The 16,939-nt window shown below is 47.0% G+C and carries 14 protein-coding genes; 5 read left to right on the top strand and 9 right to left on the bottom strand.

The features are described 5' to 3' along the window. Both LAY41_RS00885 and LAY41_RS00890 read right to left on the bottom strand, forming a co-directional pair. Window positions 1-1,792, bottom strand: a 1,792-nt coding sequence (locus tag LAY41_RS00885; RefSeq protein WP_249093091.1) for a tetratricopeptide repeat protein, incomplete at its 3' end; no start/stop codon positions are given. After that, window positions 1,789-2,955: an ATP-binding protein gene (locus LAY41_RS00890; RefSeq protein ID WP_249093094.1), complete on the bottom strand. Its 1,167-nt coding sequence runs from the start codon at window positions 2,953-2,955 to the stop codon at window positions 1,789-1,791. The genes LAY41_RS00885 and LAY41_RS00890, both read right to left, overlap by 4 nt. Window positions 2,956-3,124: 169 nt before the next feature. Here LAY41_RS00890 and LAY41_RS00895 point away from each other — a divergent pair, with 169 nt between their 5' ends. Beyond that, on the top strand, window positions 3,125-4,102 hold the full coding sequence (locus tag LAY41_RS00895; RefSeq protein WP_249093097.1) for an SGNH/GDSL hydrolase family protein: 978 nt from the start codon (window positions 3,125-3,127) through the stop codon (window positions 4,100-4,102). Window positions 4,103-4,250: 148 nt separating this feature from the next. Here the strand turns inward: LAY41_RS00895 and LAY41_RS00900 are convergent, their stop codons facing one another. Further along, window positions 4,251-4,511, bottom strand: a complete 261-nt coding sequence (locus LAY41_RS00900) for a glutaminase (RefSeq protein ID WP_249093100.1) — start codon at window positions 4,509-4,511, stop codon at window positions 4,251-4,253. Between the two features lie 101 nt (window positions 4,512-4,612). On the opposite strand from LAY41_RS00900, the gene LAY41_RS00905 reads away from it, so the two are divergent. Next, window positions 4,613-5,650 (top strand): sodium:calcium antiporter, encoded by a 1,038-nt coding sequence (locus LAY41_RS00905; protein ID WP_249093101.1) that lies wholly within the window; start codon window positions 4,613-4,615, stop codon window positions 5,648-5,650. Window positions 5,651-5,753: 103 nt separating this feature from the next. Here the strand turns inward: LAY41_RS00905 and LAY41_RS00910 are convergent, their stop codons facing one another. Then, window positions 5,754-5,948 (bottom strand): hypothetical protein, encoded by a 195-nt coding sequence (locus LAY41_RS00910; protein ID WP_249064301.1) that lies wholly within the window; start codon window positions 5,946-5,948, stop codon window positions 5,754-5,756. Window positions 5,949-6,249: 301 nt separating this feature from the next. On the opposite strand from LAY41_RS00910, the gene LAY41_RS00915 reads away from it, so the two are divergent. After that, entirely contained in the window at window positions 6,250-6,567 is a 318-nt protein-coding gene (locus LAY41_RS00915) for a Mo-dependent nitrogenase C-terminal domain-containing protein (RefSeq protein WP_249093104.1), read from the top strand. A gap of 125 nt (window positions 6,568-6,692) precedes the next feature. On the opposite strand, the gene LAY41_RS00920 is transcribed toward LAY41_RS00915, so the two are convergent. Beyond that, window positions 6,693-7,184 carry a 2TM domain-containing protein gene (locus LAY41_RS00920; protein ID WP_249093106.1) on the bottom strand — a complete coding sequence of 164 codons (492 nt, stop codon included), beginning with the start codon at window positions 7,182-7,184 and terminating at the stop codon, window positions 6,693-6,695. A 389-nt stretch (window positions 7,185-7,573) separates the two neighbouring features. Here LAY41_RS00920 and LAY41_RS00925 point away from each other — a divergent pair, with 389 nt between their 5' ends. Beyond that, window positions 7,574-8,698, top strand: a complete 1,125-nt coding sequence (locus LAY41_RS00925) for a site-2 protease family protein (RefSeq protein ID WP_249093108.1) — start codon at window positions 7,574-7,576, stop codon at window positions 8,696-8,698. 209 nt (window positions 8,699-8,907) lie between these two features. On the opposite strand, the gene LAY41_RS00930 is transcribed toward LAY41_RS00925, so the two are convergent. Together LAY41_RS00930 and LAY41_RS00935 are read right to left on the bottom strand one after the other, a co-directional pair. Further along, the gene (locus LAY41_RS00930) at window positions 8,908-9,546 is read right to left on the bottom strand and encodes a hypothetical protein (protein WP_249093109.1); all 639 of its coding nucleotides are present in this window, start codon (window positions 9,544-9,546) and stop codon (window positions 8,908-8,910) included. Then, on the bottom strand, window positions 9,543-10,175 hold the full coding sequence (locus LAY41_RS00935; RefSeq protein WP_249093111.1) for a ParA family protein: 633 nt from the start codon (window positions 10,173-10,175) through the stop codon (window positions 9,543-9,545). Before LAY41_RS00935 ends, LAY41_RS00930 begins: the two co-directional genes overlap by 4 nt. A 294-nt stretch (window positions 10,176-10,469) precedes the next feature. On the opposite strand from LAY41_RS00935, the gene LAY41_RS00940 reads away from it, so the two are divergent. Further along, window positions 10,470-10,676, top strand: a complete 207-nt coding sequence (locus LAY41_RS00940) for a type II toxin-antitoxin system HigB family toxin (protein ID WP_249093113.1) — start codon at window positions 10,470-10,472, stop codon at window positions 10,674-10,676. Between the two features lie 251 nt (window positions 10,677-10,927). On the opposite strand, the gene LAY41_RS32525 is transcribed toward LAY41_RS00940, so the two are convergent. Beyond that, window positions 10,928-13,825 (bottom strand): glycoside hydrolase family 10-like protein, encoded by a 2,898-nt coding sequence (locus tag LAY41_RS32525; protein WP_249093116.1) that lies wholly within the window; start codon window positions 13,823-13,825, stop codon window positions 10,928-10,930. A 110-nt stretch (window positions 13,826-13,935) separates the two neighbouring features. Beyond that, window positions 13,936-16,602 carry a DEAD/DEAH box helicase gene (locus LAY41_RS00950; protein ID WP_249093118.1) on the bottom strand — a complete coding sequence of 889 codons (2,667 nt, stop codon included), beginning with the start codon at window positions 16,600-16,602 and terminating at the stop codon, window positions 13,936-13,938. Window positions 16,603-16,939: the final 337 nt, after the last annotated feature.

Genomic DNA, 16,939 nt, shown 5'->3' on the forward strand with positions numbered 1-16,939 from the left:
CTAGCGCAATACCCCGGTTATACCAGGCTTCGTGCTTGTCGGGTTTGAATTTTATGGCTTGGTCATAGCTGGCGATCTCTTCTTCTAATCTTCCTAAGTTACCTAGCGCATTACCCCGGTTATTCCAGGCTTCGTGGTCGTCGGGTTTGAATTTTATGGCTTGGTCATAGCTGGCGATCGCTTCTTCTAATCTTCCTAAGTTACCTAGCGCAATACCCCGGTTATACCAGGCTTCGTGCTTGTCGGGTTTGAATTTTATGGCTTGGTCATAGCTGGCGATCGCTTCTTCATAACGTTTGAGTTCATCCAAACAAGCTCCTTGCAACAACCAGTCTAATTCGTGACCTCTAATTTCTACCAGTTTTTCTATCAATCGCAATCCCTGTAGGAAGTCTTTTTTCTCATAGCAAACCAAAAATTCCTTAATATATGCCGCTACGCGGGGGTCTTCCTCGCTATCAGTTGCTTCCAGCGATCGCCGCAGATATTCTTGTTCTAGGGAAAGTGGAGATGATTGTTGATGGCGATGACTATCTTCTAACCGCAAGGATGATTTTAGAAACGTACCGTGCAAAGTCGAACTATCCTGACTACTAGCTAGACAGCGTTCCCATCGCTGTTGCAGTTCTTCTCGCGTGTACCAAATTCTGAGAAAATCCACAAATAAACGGATCGGTTCGCCGCGTTGTTTCTTAACCTCAAGACAAAAGCGCATCAACACTTCCCGTAATTCGTAAAAAGATTCCCGTCCGATCGCTTCAGAACTTACATAACCCTTCTCCCGCAAATCCTTAAGTTGACTAGATGCTGTCTGATGAGTAATAAAACAACGTTGGGCAATTTCTTTAACATTAACAGCATGACGGCGATCGCACAAAAACTCAACCATCTTTCTCTGCTGCGGCGAAAGCCACGCCATCCGCGCCTGATAGTAAGGTGTCAAATCATCCAGCGTCCGCATGAAAGGATCTACCAGTTCATCCAGCGACTCGCGGGTGAGTAAATCCGAGAAAATTACATAAATGCGATGGTTTCCACCAGCAAGATGATGCACAGCTTGGATGCGATCGCGTCCTGTTCGTGTTTGGATAAATGATTCTAATTCGGGCTCGCCATTTAATTTGGCTAAATTCGTCAACAGTTGCGCCGCCTCTTCAGCACTCAGATCTTGGAGGTAGCGAATCCGAAAAAATCCATAGAATGGTGAAGTTTGCAGTTTGACACCATTAAACAAACTCTGTGCTGTTGCCAAAATCGTACAGCAGGAACTCTCTTGTAGGAAAGAACGCAGTTTTTTTTGCCCCTCATCCTCCAATCCGGCAAACAATTCATCCAGGTTTTCAACAAGTAAAAGTAGCGTGCGATCGCCGATGAATTCTCTTAGCATCACAACTGCTTTACTCTCAGCGGTTTCCGGTGACGAGTAGAGCGATTCGACTTTTTTTGCTAGTTCGATATCGTTATATTCTTCTTGAAGCGCCCGAAAAATACGTAAGAGCAAATCTAGAAAAGATGTCACACCCCATTCTTCCTCTCGCAGCCACGCAATTAAGATGCGATCGCGCAAATCATCCATCTGGCAGATGCGATGATATACCAATGAAACAAAGTGCGTCTTGCCAATACCTCGCGGCCCAATTAGTAGTGTGTAATGTTTCGATGGCGTCAGCGCACTTTCGCGAATAAGTTCGACAATATGCTCTGCTAACCCGTGACGCTGGACAAATATGGCTTCCAACGTTTCTGCCTTCATCAAACTGGGAGTGAACCGGGAAAGAGAAGTCGCTTTCATCTAACCCCCCGGTGCATTCGCCACCAATATTTAATCAACGGGAAACGAAAGCAATAACCATCAGATTGCAATAGAATATAGTGGTCTTGTTGAATCAGCGTCAGTACATCTCTTGTTTTTTCAATGTCTGGGTTGACTTGCCGAGATTCAAGACAATTGAACAAGTCATCAAACGGCAGCGAAGTATCAGTACCTGCCAAAATATCCAGCAAATTCAGCACTAACTGTTTTTCATCATTGGCATAGTAAGTGTCAATCCGTTCCCGGTAGTAACGTAAGTCCCAAGGATCTTGTGGATCGATGAGGTAAGTGTTGATAATCGCATCGACTCTGGCGACATTTGCGGCTTTATCTTCTTCGATCAGATGGTCAACAACATGATGAATAAAGTAGGGAATTCCATCTACAGCAGTTGCGATCGCCTTAGCTGTTGTCTGTATGTCATCGGTCTCGATATCTTCTCCCTCCAGCAGTCGCCGCGCTAATTCCTCCGCGTCATTAGGTGATAATGGTGGCACGTCTACAGCTTTCATATCGTTTGTTGGACGGTTGGCATACCCTGCTCGTTTGAGGGAAGTGAGGACGTTATGTAAGCCTATCGAACCTGTATAAACCATCCGCAATTCTGAGTGCGTTTGACGCAACGATCGCAATGTATCTAGCACTTCCATTGCTGCACTTTCACCATCTTTTTTCTTAATATTGTCGAGCATCAACGGCATTTCATCCCAAAAGAAAATTACTTTGCGTTCTTGATTTTCTACTAAGTCTTCGATGGTTTTGGTCAGCAGAGTTTTCCACTCATTTGCAACCGCATCGGGGAATTTGACTATACCGCCAATCTCAAGACCTGTCAGATTAGTTAGCCATTGCCTTGCTTTCGCCGCTGTCCGTTTGGAACGACTCAAATAGCTTTCTACATCATCAAAAATAGTCTGGGCAAATTCTAGGGGCGATCGCACTTTTTCGAGGTCGCGGTACACAGGTAACTTGTCCGCCGGAGCCTCCGCTCTCATCTTCTTGAGAATGCTGGTTTTTCCCATCCGCCGCTCTGCACTGAGGACGAGGCTCTGTCGCTCCAAAATCCGCCATAAGCGCTCGATTAGCTTATCCCGCCCAAATACCTCTGCTGGAGCGATTTCTCCCCCTGGATTAGCTCTCATACCAAAAGTCTCTCTTGACATACGTTATTTATATCGTATGTCAAATTTGCCGTACCTTGAAACAGAATTTTGCATAACGGCACTGGTCTTGAGAAGTTACTGAGAATCTCCAGTCATTTTCTCGAAAATTTGCTACAAGGAGAAAGCGACTGATACTGACCCAAATAATATGTCGATCAAAAGGTTATGGATGATTTTTGCCGGAGTTGCGATCGCATTAACAATCATTTTTGTTTCTCCGAGCGGGATTCTAGCACAGAATTTCGATCGCATTTATGTGTTTGGCGATAGCCTCTCCGATATGGGCAATGTCTTCAAAGCTACCAACAAGAAAAGCCCCACAAGTCCGCCCTATTTTCAAGGACGTTACTCGAATGGCCCTGTGTGGGTAGAATATCTGGCGTCTAAGCTCAAATTACCCCTCAATCTAAATAATAACTTCGCCTACGCAGGCGCTACTACAGGGGATTCTCAGGCATTACCTCCAGGAGTGCTAGCGCAGATCGATCGCTTTAAAGCCACTAATTCCGTCGTCGATCCGATCGCTCTTTATATTATATGGGCTGGTGCTAATGATTACCTTGGTGGTGCTACGGACACTACCGCACCAGTCAACAATTTAACAAAAGCAGTTAAATCTCTTACCGCAGTTGGCGCTAAAAATATCGTCGTGGTTAACTTGCCGGATTTAGGAAAGCTTCCAGGGACTAGGATAATTGAACGTTCCCATTTACTCAGCAATTTAAGTAAGAAGCATAACTCCGAATTAGCTGCGTCTGTAAACGGTTTGCAGCAAAAATTAAGCGACGATATCAATATCACATATCTTGATGTTAATTCTATATTTAATGGAGCTATTGCCTCTCCAGAAAAATTAGGTTTCAAGAATGTCACAAAACCCTGCTTAATCAAAGGCAGTATATGCGATAATCCAAATGAATATTTATTTTGGGATAACATCCATCCCTCAACTGCCGCCCATAAGTTATTAGTAGAATTATCCCTTCCTGCGCTAAAACCAGTAACGAAAGCAACACCCTCGTCTATTGTCAAGTTCACTATCGTATTGATTATAATTCTCTTGTTTGGTGCTTTATGTTTGGTCTTAATACTGAAGCGCAGAAAAATTAAGACAAAGAGAGCGTAATACGAAATCTACTACCATCGGTTGCCTAAAAAATTCGCCTTCTCATATCTGCGTTTATCTGCGTTCATCTGTCTTCATCTGCGGTAAAATTTTAACCAACGATGGCAACAGACAATTTCGGTTCTTTCGGTTCCTCAAGGGCCATCCCCTATACAAATACCTTTGAAATTGATTGAATGGTAAATAGCCGATCGCAATCGCCGACCTCGAAAACCCGACCATCCACCGCGTGAGCGCAGATACCGAACAAATCAGGGTTCACCTTTGCCAGTTCCGGGATGTAAGTCGCTACCTTGCCGTCGTTTAGAGATTTGTACTTGAGATGCAAGTCGTTCAGAAAGGACTCAAATGGCGATGCGACAACCTCAGATGGGTTAATCTCTGCTTCCAGATTGTCTCCGTTTGCCATACTCTTTTAGATCTTGCCCTTAAGAATAACTCTTCTTCAAGAATATATCTAATGAGCGGCAAACAGATTCTCAGACTACAACAGAGAAACAAATCATATCAATGCTAGAATTTGCTGACCAATCGCTCGCGTTTAACATTGCTCTTTTTTTACTCTCAGCTTTAGCAATTGGCCTCAGCGGCTTCTGGATGACTGGGATCGCTGAGGGCTTAGCTGAAAAAACCGGACTGGGACAAGCCCTGATGGGGGCCTTATTTTTGGGATTTAGCACATCCTTGCCGGGGATTGTTACGTCAGTCACCGCCGCCTTGGAAGGCTATCCACACCTAGCCATTGGCAATGCACTAGGGGATATCGCCGTCCAAACAGCTTTTCTGGGAATTGCCGATATCACTTACCTGGAGGCAAATCTCGAATACGCAGCTGCTGACGCTGCAACATTGACGCAAGGAACTCTGCTGATAGTTTTATTAGCCATTCCTTTACTGACGATCGGTTATCCATCAATTACTTTGTGGGGAATTCATCCCGCCTCGATCGCACTCGTAGCCACTTACATTTTCGGGTTGCGTCTGGTAGCTGAGGCTCAAAATCTGCCGATGTGGAAACCACAGCAGACAAAGGAATCAACTGTCAAAGAACCTCAAGCAGAGGAGTCAGAAAGCCCAGGATTAATTAGTTTGTGGTTGCGTTTCTTTTTACTTGCCGCCGTTCTTGGCATTGCAGGATATGGCGTCGAACAAGCTGGAGTTTCGATCGCCAACTCTACAAGTCTTTCGGAAAATGCCGTTGGCAGTCTTTTCACCGCTATATCAACCTCACTTCCGGAACTCGTGACCACCATAGCTGCCGTGCAGCGTGGGGCGTTTACCCTGGCTGTCAGCGGCGTCCTGGGTGGCAATAGCTTCGACGTATTGGTTTTAGCTTTGTGCGACTTAGCCTATGGGAAAGGATCGATTTATGAAGCTTTAACCCAAAGCGAACTTTTTGTCCTTGCCCTAACCATTCTGATGACTGGTATCCTACTCTTGGGCTTGTTACGTCGGGAAGAACATGGCATTGGCAACATCGGCTTTGAGAGTTTTTTCTTGCTGCTGCTGTATCTATGTGGGTTTTTGCTGGTGTTTTTCTCAGGTTGAATTCCTGGGGCCGATCGCTTTAATTTTATAGATATGGAGGAAACCAAATAGGTTTCCTCCATAAGTCTTTATGATGGCGAATATCTTTTAAATTTTGGCTTGCTTAGTAGCTGTCTTGGCCCGGAACCTTATCAGCATCAGCAGCAGACAAAGCCTGATTGAGGGAGGCATCGCGGATAGCCTCCCACTGAATGAGGAGTTCAGAACCGCTGAGGTCACTAGCTTTGTAGCGCTGAATGGCTTGTTCCAGTTCTTCTAGAGTACTGAGAATGGGAATACTGTAGGTAAGCTCTGACATAGGGCAACCTTTAATTACGGGACTGAGATCATTTTGACCTGCATACTTTCTATTTTAATCAAAGCTGTATATAAACAGTATAAAATATAACATTTTGTATAACTTTGACTAAAAAGTTTAAAGTGATGCAAATCACAACTTAGGACGAGAGCGATCGCAAATCTCGGAGAGCTGCATCACGAGTAACCCTAAAATTTATCACAAATAACTCCTATTTGCATCACTGGAACAATTCCTAACTGAGTGGATGATAAAGACATCAAAGAAAAACACCAATTTGAAATTCTTACCAAGGTCAGCCATGTCTTTCATCACCAGTGCTTCCCCACAAACAAACCTGAAATTTCAAGGCCCGATCGAAAATATCCTGCGTCCAGTACGCCAGTGGCTAGAATCAATAGAAATTCAAGACTCCAAAGTAGCCAAGTTGTTGTGCAAACTTATCCCATCTCAATGTCCCTTTGAACGAGATATTCAGGTATTTGGACGTACACTTTTCCACATACCCCCGATGTGTAAACTGAATCCTGTCTACGACCAGTTGATGATGTTGCGTTTCCGCGCTTTAACTTTCCTAGCCGATGTTTGTGGAGAAGATATTACCCAATACTGCTGCTAAGTCAATCCATTTGGGATTTTAGATTTTGGATTGAAGAATTGACCTCGCAGCCTGTACTGAATGCTTGGTTTATTATTTTAAAGACTGAAGGACTTACAATCAACTGTCCTGTCTACAGACTCGATCTACCAAGCTTTTAGCAACTTATTGAAAAAAGTAGTAATCGATTCCCGCATCTGGTACTTGCGATACCACTGCTGAAAAGCTTTTTCGTACTCCTCCTCCTGCAAGTGAAAATTATTCCAAGTATTAAGACCAAGGGCTAATCCCCAGAATAATAAAATATAAAGCGACCAAGAAAGGTAACCACCACTAACTAGATTCAGCAGTACCAAAAATGTATTGACGATCGCATACTTGCCTAAACTTTTCTTGAATCTTCCGACGCGGTAGGTGTTGAACGCCTGCCGCTTTTGCCTTTCTCCCTGTAAGGCTAGCCACTCTTTTTCTGCTACCTCAAGATTTTCTGAAGATATTTCTAACTCAGTCGCAATTTCCAACAACTGTTCGCGGGTAAAGTCCCCTTCGTAAGATTGCCGGGAGATAGCCAGATGGAGAATTTGCTGGATCTCTTCTTGGTTGTAAGAACGGGTAATTCTGGATTCGGAGACTGACATAATCTAGTTTGCTATCAAATTTTTCTCAAGCTTTGCGGTACTTCTTCTATTATGGCGAGTATCTAGGGTAAGCAGTCTCTACCCTACTACAGTAATTGGGGATTATTCCATTTTTGCAAATATATCTGTAGGGGCGAAGCATTCGGGCTGATAATTTATGGCTACAGCCAAAGACTTTCTGCCCGAATGCTTCGCCCCTACCCAAAACCTTAGCAGTAATTGTGAGCCATGCCCACCTTATGTACTGTTCGCTACGCACCGTTCGCTAAACCGAACCTTAACGGACGGCTACCACTATAGTTGAAATATTAAAAGCATTGTTACATTCCGTTACAATCAAAGCATGAGAGCAAAACAAAACTCTCAAAGCTGAAATAAGAGGAGTCCTAATGAACGGCACTTTTCGCGTTGGCAACCTGTTTGGCATTCCCTTCAACATCCATCCATCCTGGTTTTTTATCCTGGGTTTGGTAACTTGGAGTTATGGAAGCGAATTAGCGGCTAATTTTCCAGGATTGGGCGGGCCATTGCCTTGGGTACTGGGATTAGTGACAGCGTTACTGTTATTTGCTTCCGTCTTGGCGCACGAATTAGGACACAGCTTTGTCGCCATGCGCCAGGGAATTGATGTTAAATCAATCAATCTGTTTCTGTTTGGTGGTTTGGCAAATTTAGAAAGAGAGTCCAAGACACCAGCTGAGGCATTTTGGGTAGCGATCGCAGGCCCAGCAGTCAGTTTACTACTATTCGGTATCTTCACAGCCATTGGCTTAGGAACAGGCATTTCAGGGCCTCTGGCAGCTATTGTAGGACTGCTAGCCTCGATTAACTTGGCTTTGGCGCTATTTAACTTAATTCCCGGTTTGCCTTTGGATGGCGGCAATATCCTCAAAGCTGCTGTATGGAAAGTCACCGGCAATCCTTATAAAGGTGTTGTATTTGCCAGTCGCGTCGGTCAAATCTTTGGTTGGATTGCGATCGCCTCTGGTGTGCTGCCTCTGGTACTATATGGCAGTAGCGCTAACTTCTGGAATCTCTTAGTTGGTTGGTTCTTGCTCCAAAACGCCGGTCAGTCTGCCCAGTATGCTACAGTGCAGGATAAGCTCGCAGGATTGACCGCTGAAGACGCCGTAATACCCAACAGTCCGATTGTGTCAGCCAATATTTCTCTCCGACAGTTTGCTAACGATTACGTTATCGGTCAAACTACCTGGCAGAAGTTCTTAGTTACCAATGAAGACGGACAGTTAGTAGGTGCGATCGCAGTTGAAGACCTCAAAACCGTTTCTCTCGAACTTTGGCCCCAAATTAAAGTCAGCGAAATAATGCGATCGATCGAACAATCCAACACTGTTAAATCAGATCGATCGCTGCTAGAAGTTGCCACACTCCTGGAACAACAGAACATAACTCAGCTACCTGTAATTCGCGATAACGGTGTGCTGGTGGGACTGCTGCTAAAAACCTCCATTGTCAACTTGCTTCAGAGACAAGCGCAAGCAAACCCAGCCTAACAATTTTAGATTGGAATGAATTTGAGATCTAAAATTCAAACTCTCCAGCATTACGATAATCTCGAAAATGCTGGGGAGTTTTGTTTGGTAGACAGGGGGGAGAATTTTAAATCTTAGATTTCAGATTTCAAATTGAAGAATTTTATATTTGCTTTTCTTAAATTTGAAATTATAAATCCCTATCTCCTTTTGACTCTTTTACATCCTCATCAAAGCAACCAAGTATTAACGGCAAAGTCAGGTTCCTTAGTTCCCTCTGGTGCCATTTTTCCTATTTTCCGCTCTATTGGTTTGTAAATGGGTGTAATGGGTGCAGGTGTAATGGGTGCAGGTGTAATGGGTGTAATGGCTGTAATGGATGTTTTGATGTCTTTAGTCTCTTTTTTCAGAGCATTCATTTCTTCAATAAGCTTAGAATTAGCATCAGCTAGTTGCAAAGCTTCTTTTTTGGTTTGCTCAAGGTCTGCCTTTAGCTTATCAACCTGTTTTAAATCTTTTTGTAGCTTGTGGACAAGATTTTTTTGCTCAGTCAATTCAGATTGTAGCTCGATTACTTGCTGCTGTAGAGAACCTTCGTGTTGATGTGCTAGCTCAAGTTGGCTTGCTTGCTCCAAAGCTGCTTTCAACTCAACTATAGTCGCTTCTAACTCAGCCGTGGTTGTATCTGCCCCTTTAACAGCACTTTTATCGGGAGAGACTGTTGATAATTCTTCTACTGCTGGAGCATCTTGTTCTACAACTTCCTCAGCGGTGGTGTCTATAACAGGTTTATCTTCTGCATCTGGGGATTTTTGCGCCTCTTGGCGTAGCACATCTGAAACTGAAATCCGTTTTCTAGTAGCCATCATTTTCTCCAATCACGCTGTAATTCATTAGCCACGCGGCGGTAATCTGCTTGAGCTTCCCGTGCATTATTGCCTCGCCACTGAGTAATAGGAACCCCCTCAAGCGCTGCTCGTTCGTGGGCTTTGTAGGCACGGACAAAGGCATTGCAGGCGGGTATTCCTAACTCCATGAGGGTGTTTTGCGCCTCTAGGGCTTCTCCCAAACTTCGGGAATCCACCCTAGTCAGAAGCACCCGATGGGCAATTCCAACCGGCGTGACTGCTTCCCGTACTGTCTCAATCAGTACAGCCAGATCCATTGGCGCTGGTGGTGTGGGCAAAAGGAGGTAATCTGCGATCGCCACAACTGCCGCTAATGCTTCCGAATGCAGCGCCGGAGGTGTATCCACCACTACTAAATCATACCCTTCTATCTTGCTTAAACCACTCAAAAGTTTTGGGTCTGTCTCTTGAGCTAAGTCAAAGCCCCATTTTTCCCGATTGCGCTCAACCCACCAAGTAGCAGAACCTTGAATATCTGCATCCACTAGAAGAACCCGTGTTTTCTCCGAGAAGGTGGCAGCCAAATTGACTGCTGTAGTAGTTTTGCCTACTCCTCCCTTACCGTTGGCGATCGCAATTATTCTTGGCACTGCTTGCTTCCGATGCTGACTTCACTGAAAGAAATATAGCGCTTTATCTGGAATTTACGGCATTAAATTCATCTAATTTAGAACTTACGCTTTTCGCCCCCTAACCCCTTGCCCCCGTGACCCCCAATACTGGGGGTAGCTGGAGGTTCGTCCCGTTCGTCGCGGTTTAACTTTAGCTGCGCTAGGCGGAATGCGGATGGTGGCACATCCAAGAAATTAAGATGGCGAATAACATTTGAGAGTTCAAATATTTTTTGAAAGAGACGATGCTTGCATTTTCCTACGCAATTTAGTATGATTTGGCAGAACCTTGATGAGTTACGCCAAGACTTTGCATCAGCAGATTTAGTTGTTAATCTAACGGTTTTTAACATCGGCGGTAATAACTATCGACTCATCACCTTGGTAGATTACGAAAAACAAAAAGTTTTTATCCGCCATGTCCTCACCCATGCAGAATATGATAAGGAGGACTGGAAAAATGACGACTGGTACACATAACAATAACGCTTATATAGCAACCGATGAGTCGGTTAAGCCATAAATCTGGGGAGGGGGCGAAGCATTCGGGTAGTAAATATAAGGTTTTAACCAATAAATTATATGCCCGAATGCTTCGCCCCTACTGCCCTAATCGACGAGAGCGGTTGCTATATAGAGTTGCTCAAAACTAAGAAGAACTCCAGGTTAAAGAGCGCTGAAGCGCAACAACATACCTGAAAAAGAGCGTATTGATAACACCATTTCGCGAATTATCTTTTTGTCGCAGAAGAGTTTGGTCGATTCAATAAAACTCGTTCACCATAATTCAATAGTTTTTCCAAATTAGCTAGACGGTTATCCCAAGTTTGAACTTGATAGGAATTCTGCGTAGAATGCTGGCTCATCCAGTTGCGAAACTGCGAACGAAATGATTTTAAAGAATTCTTTGCTGCTGCGAAATTAGTGGGATTTGGCTGTTGAGCTAGTTGATTTAAAGCAGTTGAAAGTGCTGACCCTTGAGTGCTAAAAGGCGATCGCATTCCCTCTGCCATCTGAAGTTGGTTTGTTTGCAGCAGAAAACCCCATTCCCGCTGGAGAGAGGCGAAAATAGAAGCCGAGGCGGCGAAAGGCTGACGGTAGGGAATCGGTTCTTTTGACGTAGCCCCGTTGTTGCCTTGGGTGCGATTGAAAATCGATCGCAGTCGATCGCTAAAATGCTCGAAGGCAAATAGCGAGTAACCGCCGTTTGGCAGATCCCTGACAAACTGAATTTGATCGATCGCACTTATTTCCGGCAGATTTAAAAGCAAAATACCTGGCAATACCAGAGTCGAGCTTAAATCCGGGTTACTGAGCCAGGGTGCAGCAAGTTGGGAAAAACGATTCGTATCCTGAGCATAAGCCATCGGCATCACCAAATCCACATCGCCTCTTTTTGCCCAAACTTCCCAATTTTGTTGCAACTTTTGAATTCGTTCCTGTACGGGATACCCAAAAACAGCAGCCGACATAATTAAATTGGGGCGGCGCTGGCGTGCCATGTGGGAAACTTCTGCCACGAAAGAATTAATTTGACTGGTACGAAACTCAGTCCACTTTTGCCACATTGGGCGATTGCTAGGAGAAATCTTCATCGGGTCAACACCAGCCATTTCCTGAAATAGCTGACGCGCCGCTTTCCCATATCCGTAGACCGATCCCCGACTGGGGTCTTGAAACGGGTAGCGAATGTAGTCGAGATGCAAGCCATCCACGTTATAGCGGCTGAGGATTTCATCGCACAAACTGAGTAAATAGCGCCGCACTTCAGGATTTGCCGGGTCTAGGAACGGCTTTGTCTGTCCCGCCGGAATCATCCGGCCTTGGTTATCGTAATTAGCCCAATCGGGATGAGCCGAGATAATTGGGCCGGGATAGTCAGCCGGTTGGTTGAGAATGGCATTGTGACGCTGGTTGCCAACTGCAAAAGTCCAAACCCAGGCGTGCAATTCCATACCCCGCTCGTGAGCTAACTTAACGGCGGCAGCTAGAGGGTCCCAACCTTTAGTCAGCGGGTTCTGTTCGGGCGCGACTTGACTGGGGTAAATGGTGTAGCCTGCATTGACCGTTTCAAAAAAGACGGTATTAATTCCCGCTTGAGCGAGCCCATCAAAAATCTTGGCTAAGCCGCGTTCTGAGCCTGCTTGAACGATCGAACCGCGATCGAGCCAGATTGCCCGGATTTCCGATTGAACTATAGGGCTAGAGGTTGGGTAAAGGTTCCAGAGGTTAGACCGTGCTTGCAGCCATTGACTTCTAGCAGTGGCATAGTCTCTTTTCGCAATCAATTGGGGTAGAGACTGTAGCACATCCCGTGCATTTTGTAAAGTGCCAAGTGCTGTGTTTTGAGTGCTAATTGGAGAAGTAGAGGCGACTGTTGAAGAAGAGCTGATGGGGATAGTTTCTTTTTTCCCCTGCTCCGCCGCTCCCCCAGCAACCTGCACTCCTGGGTTGAGACTGGCGGAGTTAACAGCCAAAATGGCGCTTTCCACGCGACCAAGGAGGTTTTGTAGTTCTTGGCGCATAGCGATCGCTTCTTGAGGCGCGATCGGTTCTCCATTTGGTGCAACGCGAATCCCAGCAGTCGCCACCCGTTCGGTCGGGTCAACTGGGGAAGGGGCTAGGGAGTAGGGGCTAGGGGCTAGGGAAGAGGGAGAAGATTCTGCCCCTCTGCCCCTCTGCCCCTCTGCCCCTCTGCCCCTCTGCCCCTCTGCTCCTCTGCCCCTCTGCCCCTCCGCCCCTCTGCCCCTCTGCACCCCCGCTCCCCCGCTCCCCCGCACCGCCGTCGTCGGTGTCGGTCTGGGAGCGGCTGCAACGTTGGGTAAAGCGCCAGGAGCGACGCAATTAGCGGAAGTTGGGGGAGGTGACACTCCAGCCTGGGCGATATTGCCGTAACGGCTTAGAGCCGCCTTTAGCCAACCCAGATCCAGCTGAGCGCTAGCCGCAGTATTGACGCCCCAGCGCCAGCCTAAAAAAGTGGCGCGGTTAGTCGTCACAACTGCTGGAGGAGAGTCACTTATTGTCCAGGTGGCAGCTGTTTGACTGTTCAAACTGGTGGGAATGATCACGCCGCCGTGGATAGTGCCGGTAAGTTCCTGTCGCACCCACTCCTGAGTTCTGGTACGCAGGGGTTGTAGCGCCTCTGGTTCCGAGAGAGGAAAAGCCCAGTAAGCACCCAAAAGACTGCGTAACATTTGGCGAACTCCCGGCGGGGAGAGGTTGCCCACAGGCCCGCTCGCGATCGCACGACCGCCTTTACTCATCCACGCTTCTAGAGCTAGAGTCTGCTCCTGAGTCAAGCTTTCCACATTCGGCAAGAACAGAACCGACACGCCGTTCAAATCTGCCACATTTTTAATTTTTTCCAGGTCAACCACACAATATGACACTCCGCTCTCGCTTAAGCGAGTCGTAATGCCGCTCCATTGGGTAGCATTATCGGGGCTACGTACCACGCCCAAGCGGATACCTTGCGCTGCCGCAGCAGAAAAAGGGATACGCATTCCCAGGTAGAGCCAGGGAACGAGGTAAAAAGGTAAAAGAAACAGAGGAAAAAGATATTCCAGTTTTGTCTTTTGCTTTTTACTTTTTGATTTGTCAATTGTGACTTGTGACTTCTGACTCCTCACTCCTAACACCTGATTTGTGACTCCTGGGGAAGGGGAGAGCGGGAGAAGGGGAGAGCGGGAGAAGGGGAGAAAATGTACATAATAATTCCCCCACTCCCCCACTCCCCCTGTTAGCCCACAATCTCATTAACTGGGAACCGATCCATCAATTGGATGGCGCGGCTGGCATTTCGCTTCAATGAATCTGGCAAATAGGGTACGTGAGGTATTTGCGAAAGGAAATCTAACGTTCTGCGTAACATCCGCACCACATCTCCCTCATCTAAAGAAGTGTTTTCGCACAGATGCACCCAATCCACACCCAAAGCCCATTGTTCCACCAAGCCAATTAAATCATCCTCTAACCATACTGGCATTGCAACATTGTGACGACGCTGAAGCTGGAATAGCTGGCGGCGCAAATTTCGCAATTTGTCTATAGCTTCCTCCACTTCTGGAGCGGGATCGAAGTTTGTTCGGGAATCTGGGCGGGGTGTTTCGGTGACTAGGGCGGCACAAGCCCCTGCCAGGTGATGGGGGTCTAAATCGTCAAATTCTCCCGACATCAGCGCCAATCCCAGCCATAGCTCGTTATCGCCGCGAATTGCCGCAGCCGCTTGTCCCATGCGAGTTGGCAGCAATCCCTCCAAGCAGCCAAACCCTTGCAAAATTTCAATCAAGTCGAGGAATTCATCCCAGTGCCGTTGGGTTTGGAGATCGAGTTTTTCTTGGCGATCGCTTATTTCCTCTTGCAAACTAAGCATACGACGGAAACGTTTGAGCAGCGCGGCTGGATTGCCCCACTGATGGATGGGGTGAGCGTCCAGTTGCGCTTCTACTGCCTTAACTCGGTGGGCTTGAGCCACCACTTCTGGGGGATCTTCAGGCGACGGTGGTGAGGGGATCGCACGAGCGACAGAGGCGCTAGCTTCCGTACCACTACGCACGCTACCGAGTTTCATGGTCAGATCGGGCGGTGGCCCCTCCAAGCGATCGACAGCGGCAATGCGGGGCAATTCCGCATGAAAACCAACCACATCTACCGTCCCCACCACATACCAGCGGTTATCCTGCCCCAAACAGATCAGGTACGGGCTTTGTCCTGGGCCTGGTATTTTATTTACTAATGTTGCTGAGATGGGGTTAGGCACGGGTATGTGCTTGCCTTTGAGGCTGAGTATTGTTCCTGCTACCGCAAAATTGAGGGCCAGAGCCATATCGCTCGCCTGCATAGAGGCAGACTGCTGTTGCAGCGTTTTCAACAACTGCTTTTCTACCCTGAGTCGCTGTTGTAATTTTTCATAATTAGCCAAGACGGCGGGGTCAAACTTTCCCAATTCTGACTGATATTTGGCCAACTCAGCCTCTCGCTCGGCGATCGCTTGCTGTTGGGGTCTGAGCGTCAATGTCGCCAGATACTGACCGAAACTGCGTTCTACGAGTGCTTTCGCCTGTTGGATGGTGTGCGTTTGTAGCAGGTTCAGCACCATACCATAGCTGGGGGTAAACTGGCTGACTAAAGGATCGGGCTTGGATGTTGCTAGGTAAGCTGCTTCTTTTGCCCCTTCAAAGGGTGTTTGCAGCGTCACCACATAGCCTCTTTCGTCCATTCCCCGACGCCCAGCCCGACCGGCCATTTGCAAGAATTCAGAGGCGTTCAGCAATCGATGTCCGCGATCGGTCCGTTTGGAGAGCGTCGAAATTACTGTTGTCCGGGCGGGCATATTTATCCCCGCTGCCAACGTTTCCGTGGCAAACACCACTTTAATCAAACCCAGTTGGAACAGTTCTTCTACAAAGCCTTTCCAGGTGGGCAAAATGCCAGCGTGGTGGGCGGCAATGCCCCGATAAAGCGGTTCGATCTGCCCAACTCGACCAGCTTCTGGGTGGCGTGCCAAAAATTCGTCAATTCGCTGTTTTAGCTGTTGAGTTTCTGCTTTGTTAACCAGACTGAAATCCCCCACATCTTCCACTGCCTGGTCGCAGCCCCGGCGACTGAAGATAAAGTAAATTGCCGGTAGCATATCCCGTGCCTGCAATTGGCTCAGTACAAACGATAAACTGGGACTTTCCGGTCGTTTGCCGCCCCCTTGTTTCCCTTGTGCGCCTTTGGGTTTGAGGCGAAGGTTTATTTTGGTTTGGTCATCGTTGAGCAGGGGAAATAGCCCTTTGGGAGAACAGAAGTTAAATTCCAAGGGTACGGGGCGGAAGTCTGAGTAAATCAGGTCGGTTGGCCCGTGAACCTGGCCGATCCAGTCGGTCAGCTGTTCGCTGTTGGCGACTGTGGCAGAAAGTGCCAGTAATTGAATCTCGTGGGGACAATAGATGATCGACTCTTCCCAAACTGTACCCCGCTGCCGATCGTTCATGTAGTGACACTCATCCAGCACTACTGCTTCGACGCCAACTAAGGATGTGCCGACTTCCCCTATTGGCGTGCCGTAAAGCATATTGCGGAAGATTTCTGTAGTCATCACCAAGATGGGGGCTTCCCGGTTGATGGACATATCCCCGGTTAGCAGTCCCACATTCTCAACCCCAAACTGCTCGCTGAAGTCGCGGCACTTTTGGTTGGAAAGGGCTTTGAGGGGGGTAGTGTACAGCACCCTTCTGTTCCGCGCTAAGGCACGGTAAATGGCGTATTCTCCAATTAATGTTTTTCCCGAACCTGTGGGGGCACAAACTACGACTGAGCGATCGTCATTCAATGCCGCGATCGCATCTAGCTGGAATTTATCCAGCTCAAATGGGAATAATGTATTCAGGTCAAGCTCTGCTTTTGTACGCGAACGGTTCACACACGAATATTCCAAATAGTGTTGCAGACAAGGATTCACTCATATCTTGCACCAGCTTCAGAAACCAGGTTTCTCGCAACTGGCTAAACCTAAAAGCCTAGATTTTTCGTCTAGAAACCCGGTTTCTCAGGTCTTGTTGAGAATGGTGCAAGATGTGAGTTCACCAAACTCTAACCCAATTGAGATGCCGAGTCTGCCTGATTCTATCCAATTTTGGCATTTCTCAGAGATTCCTAACCAGGGGCTAACTTGCTAGGGGCGAACTTGCTAAGGGCTAGCAAGGCAACTTAATAAAACCGACCAGGCACCTGTGGAATTGGTAACCTGGTCATTTTAG

The organism is Argonema galeatum A003/A1, from assembly GCF_023333595.1.
Classification (GTDB): domain Bacteria; phylum Cyanobacteriota; class Cyanobacteriia; order Cyanobacteriales; family Aerosakkonemataceae; genus Argonema; species Argonema galeatum.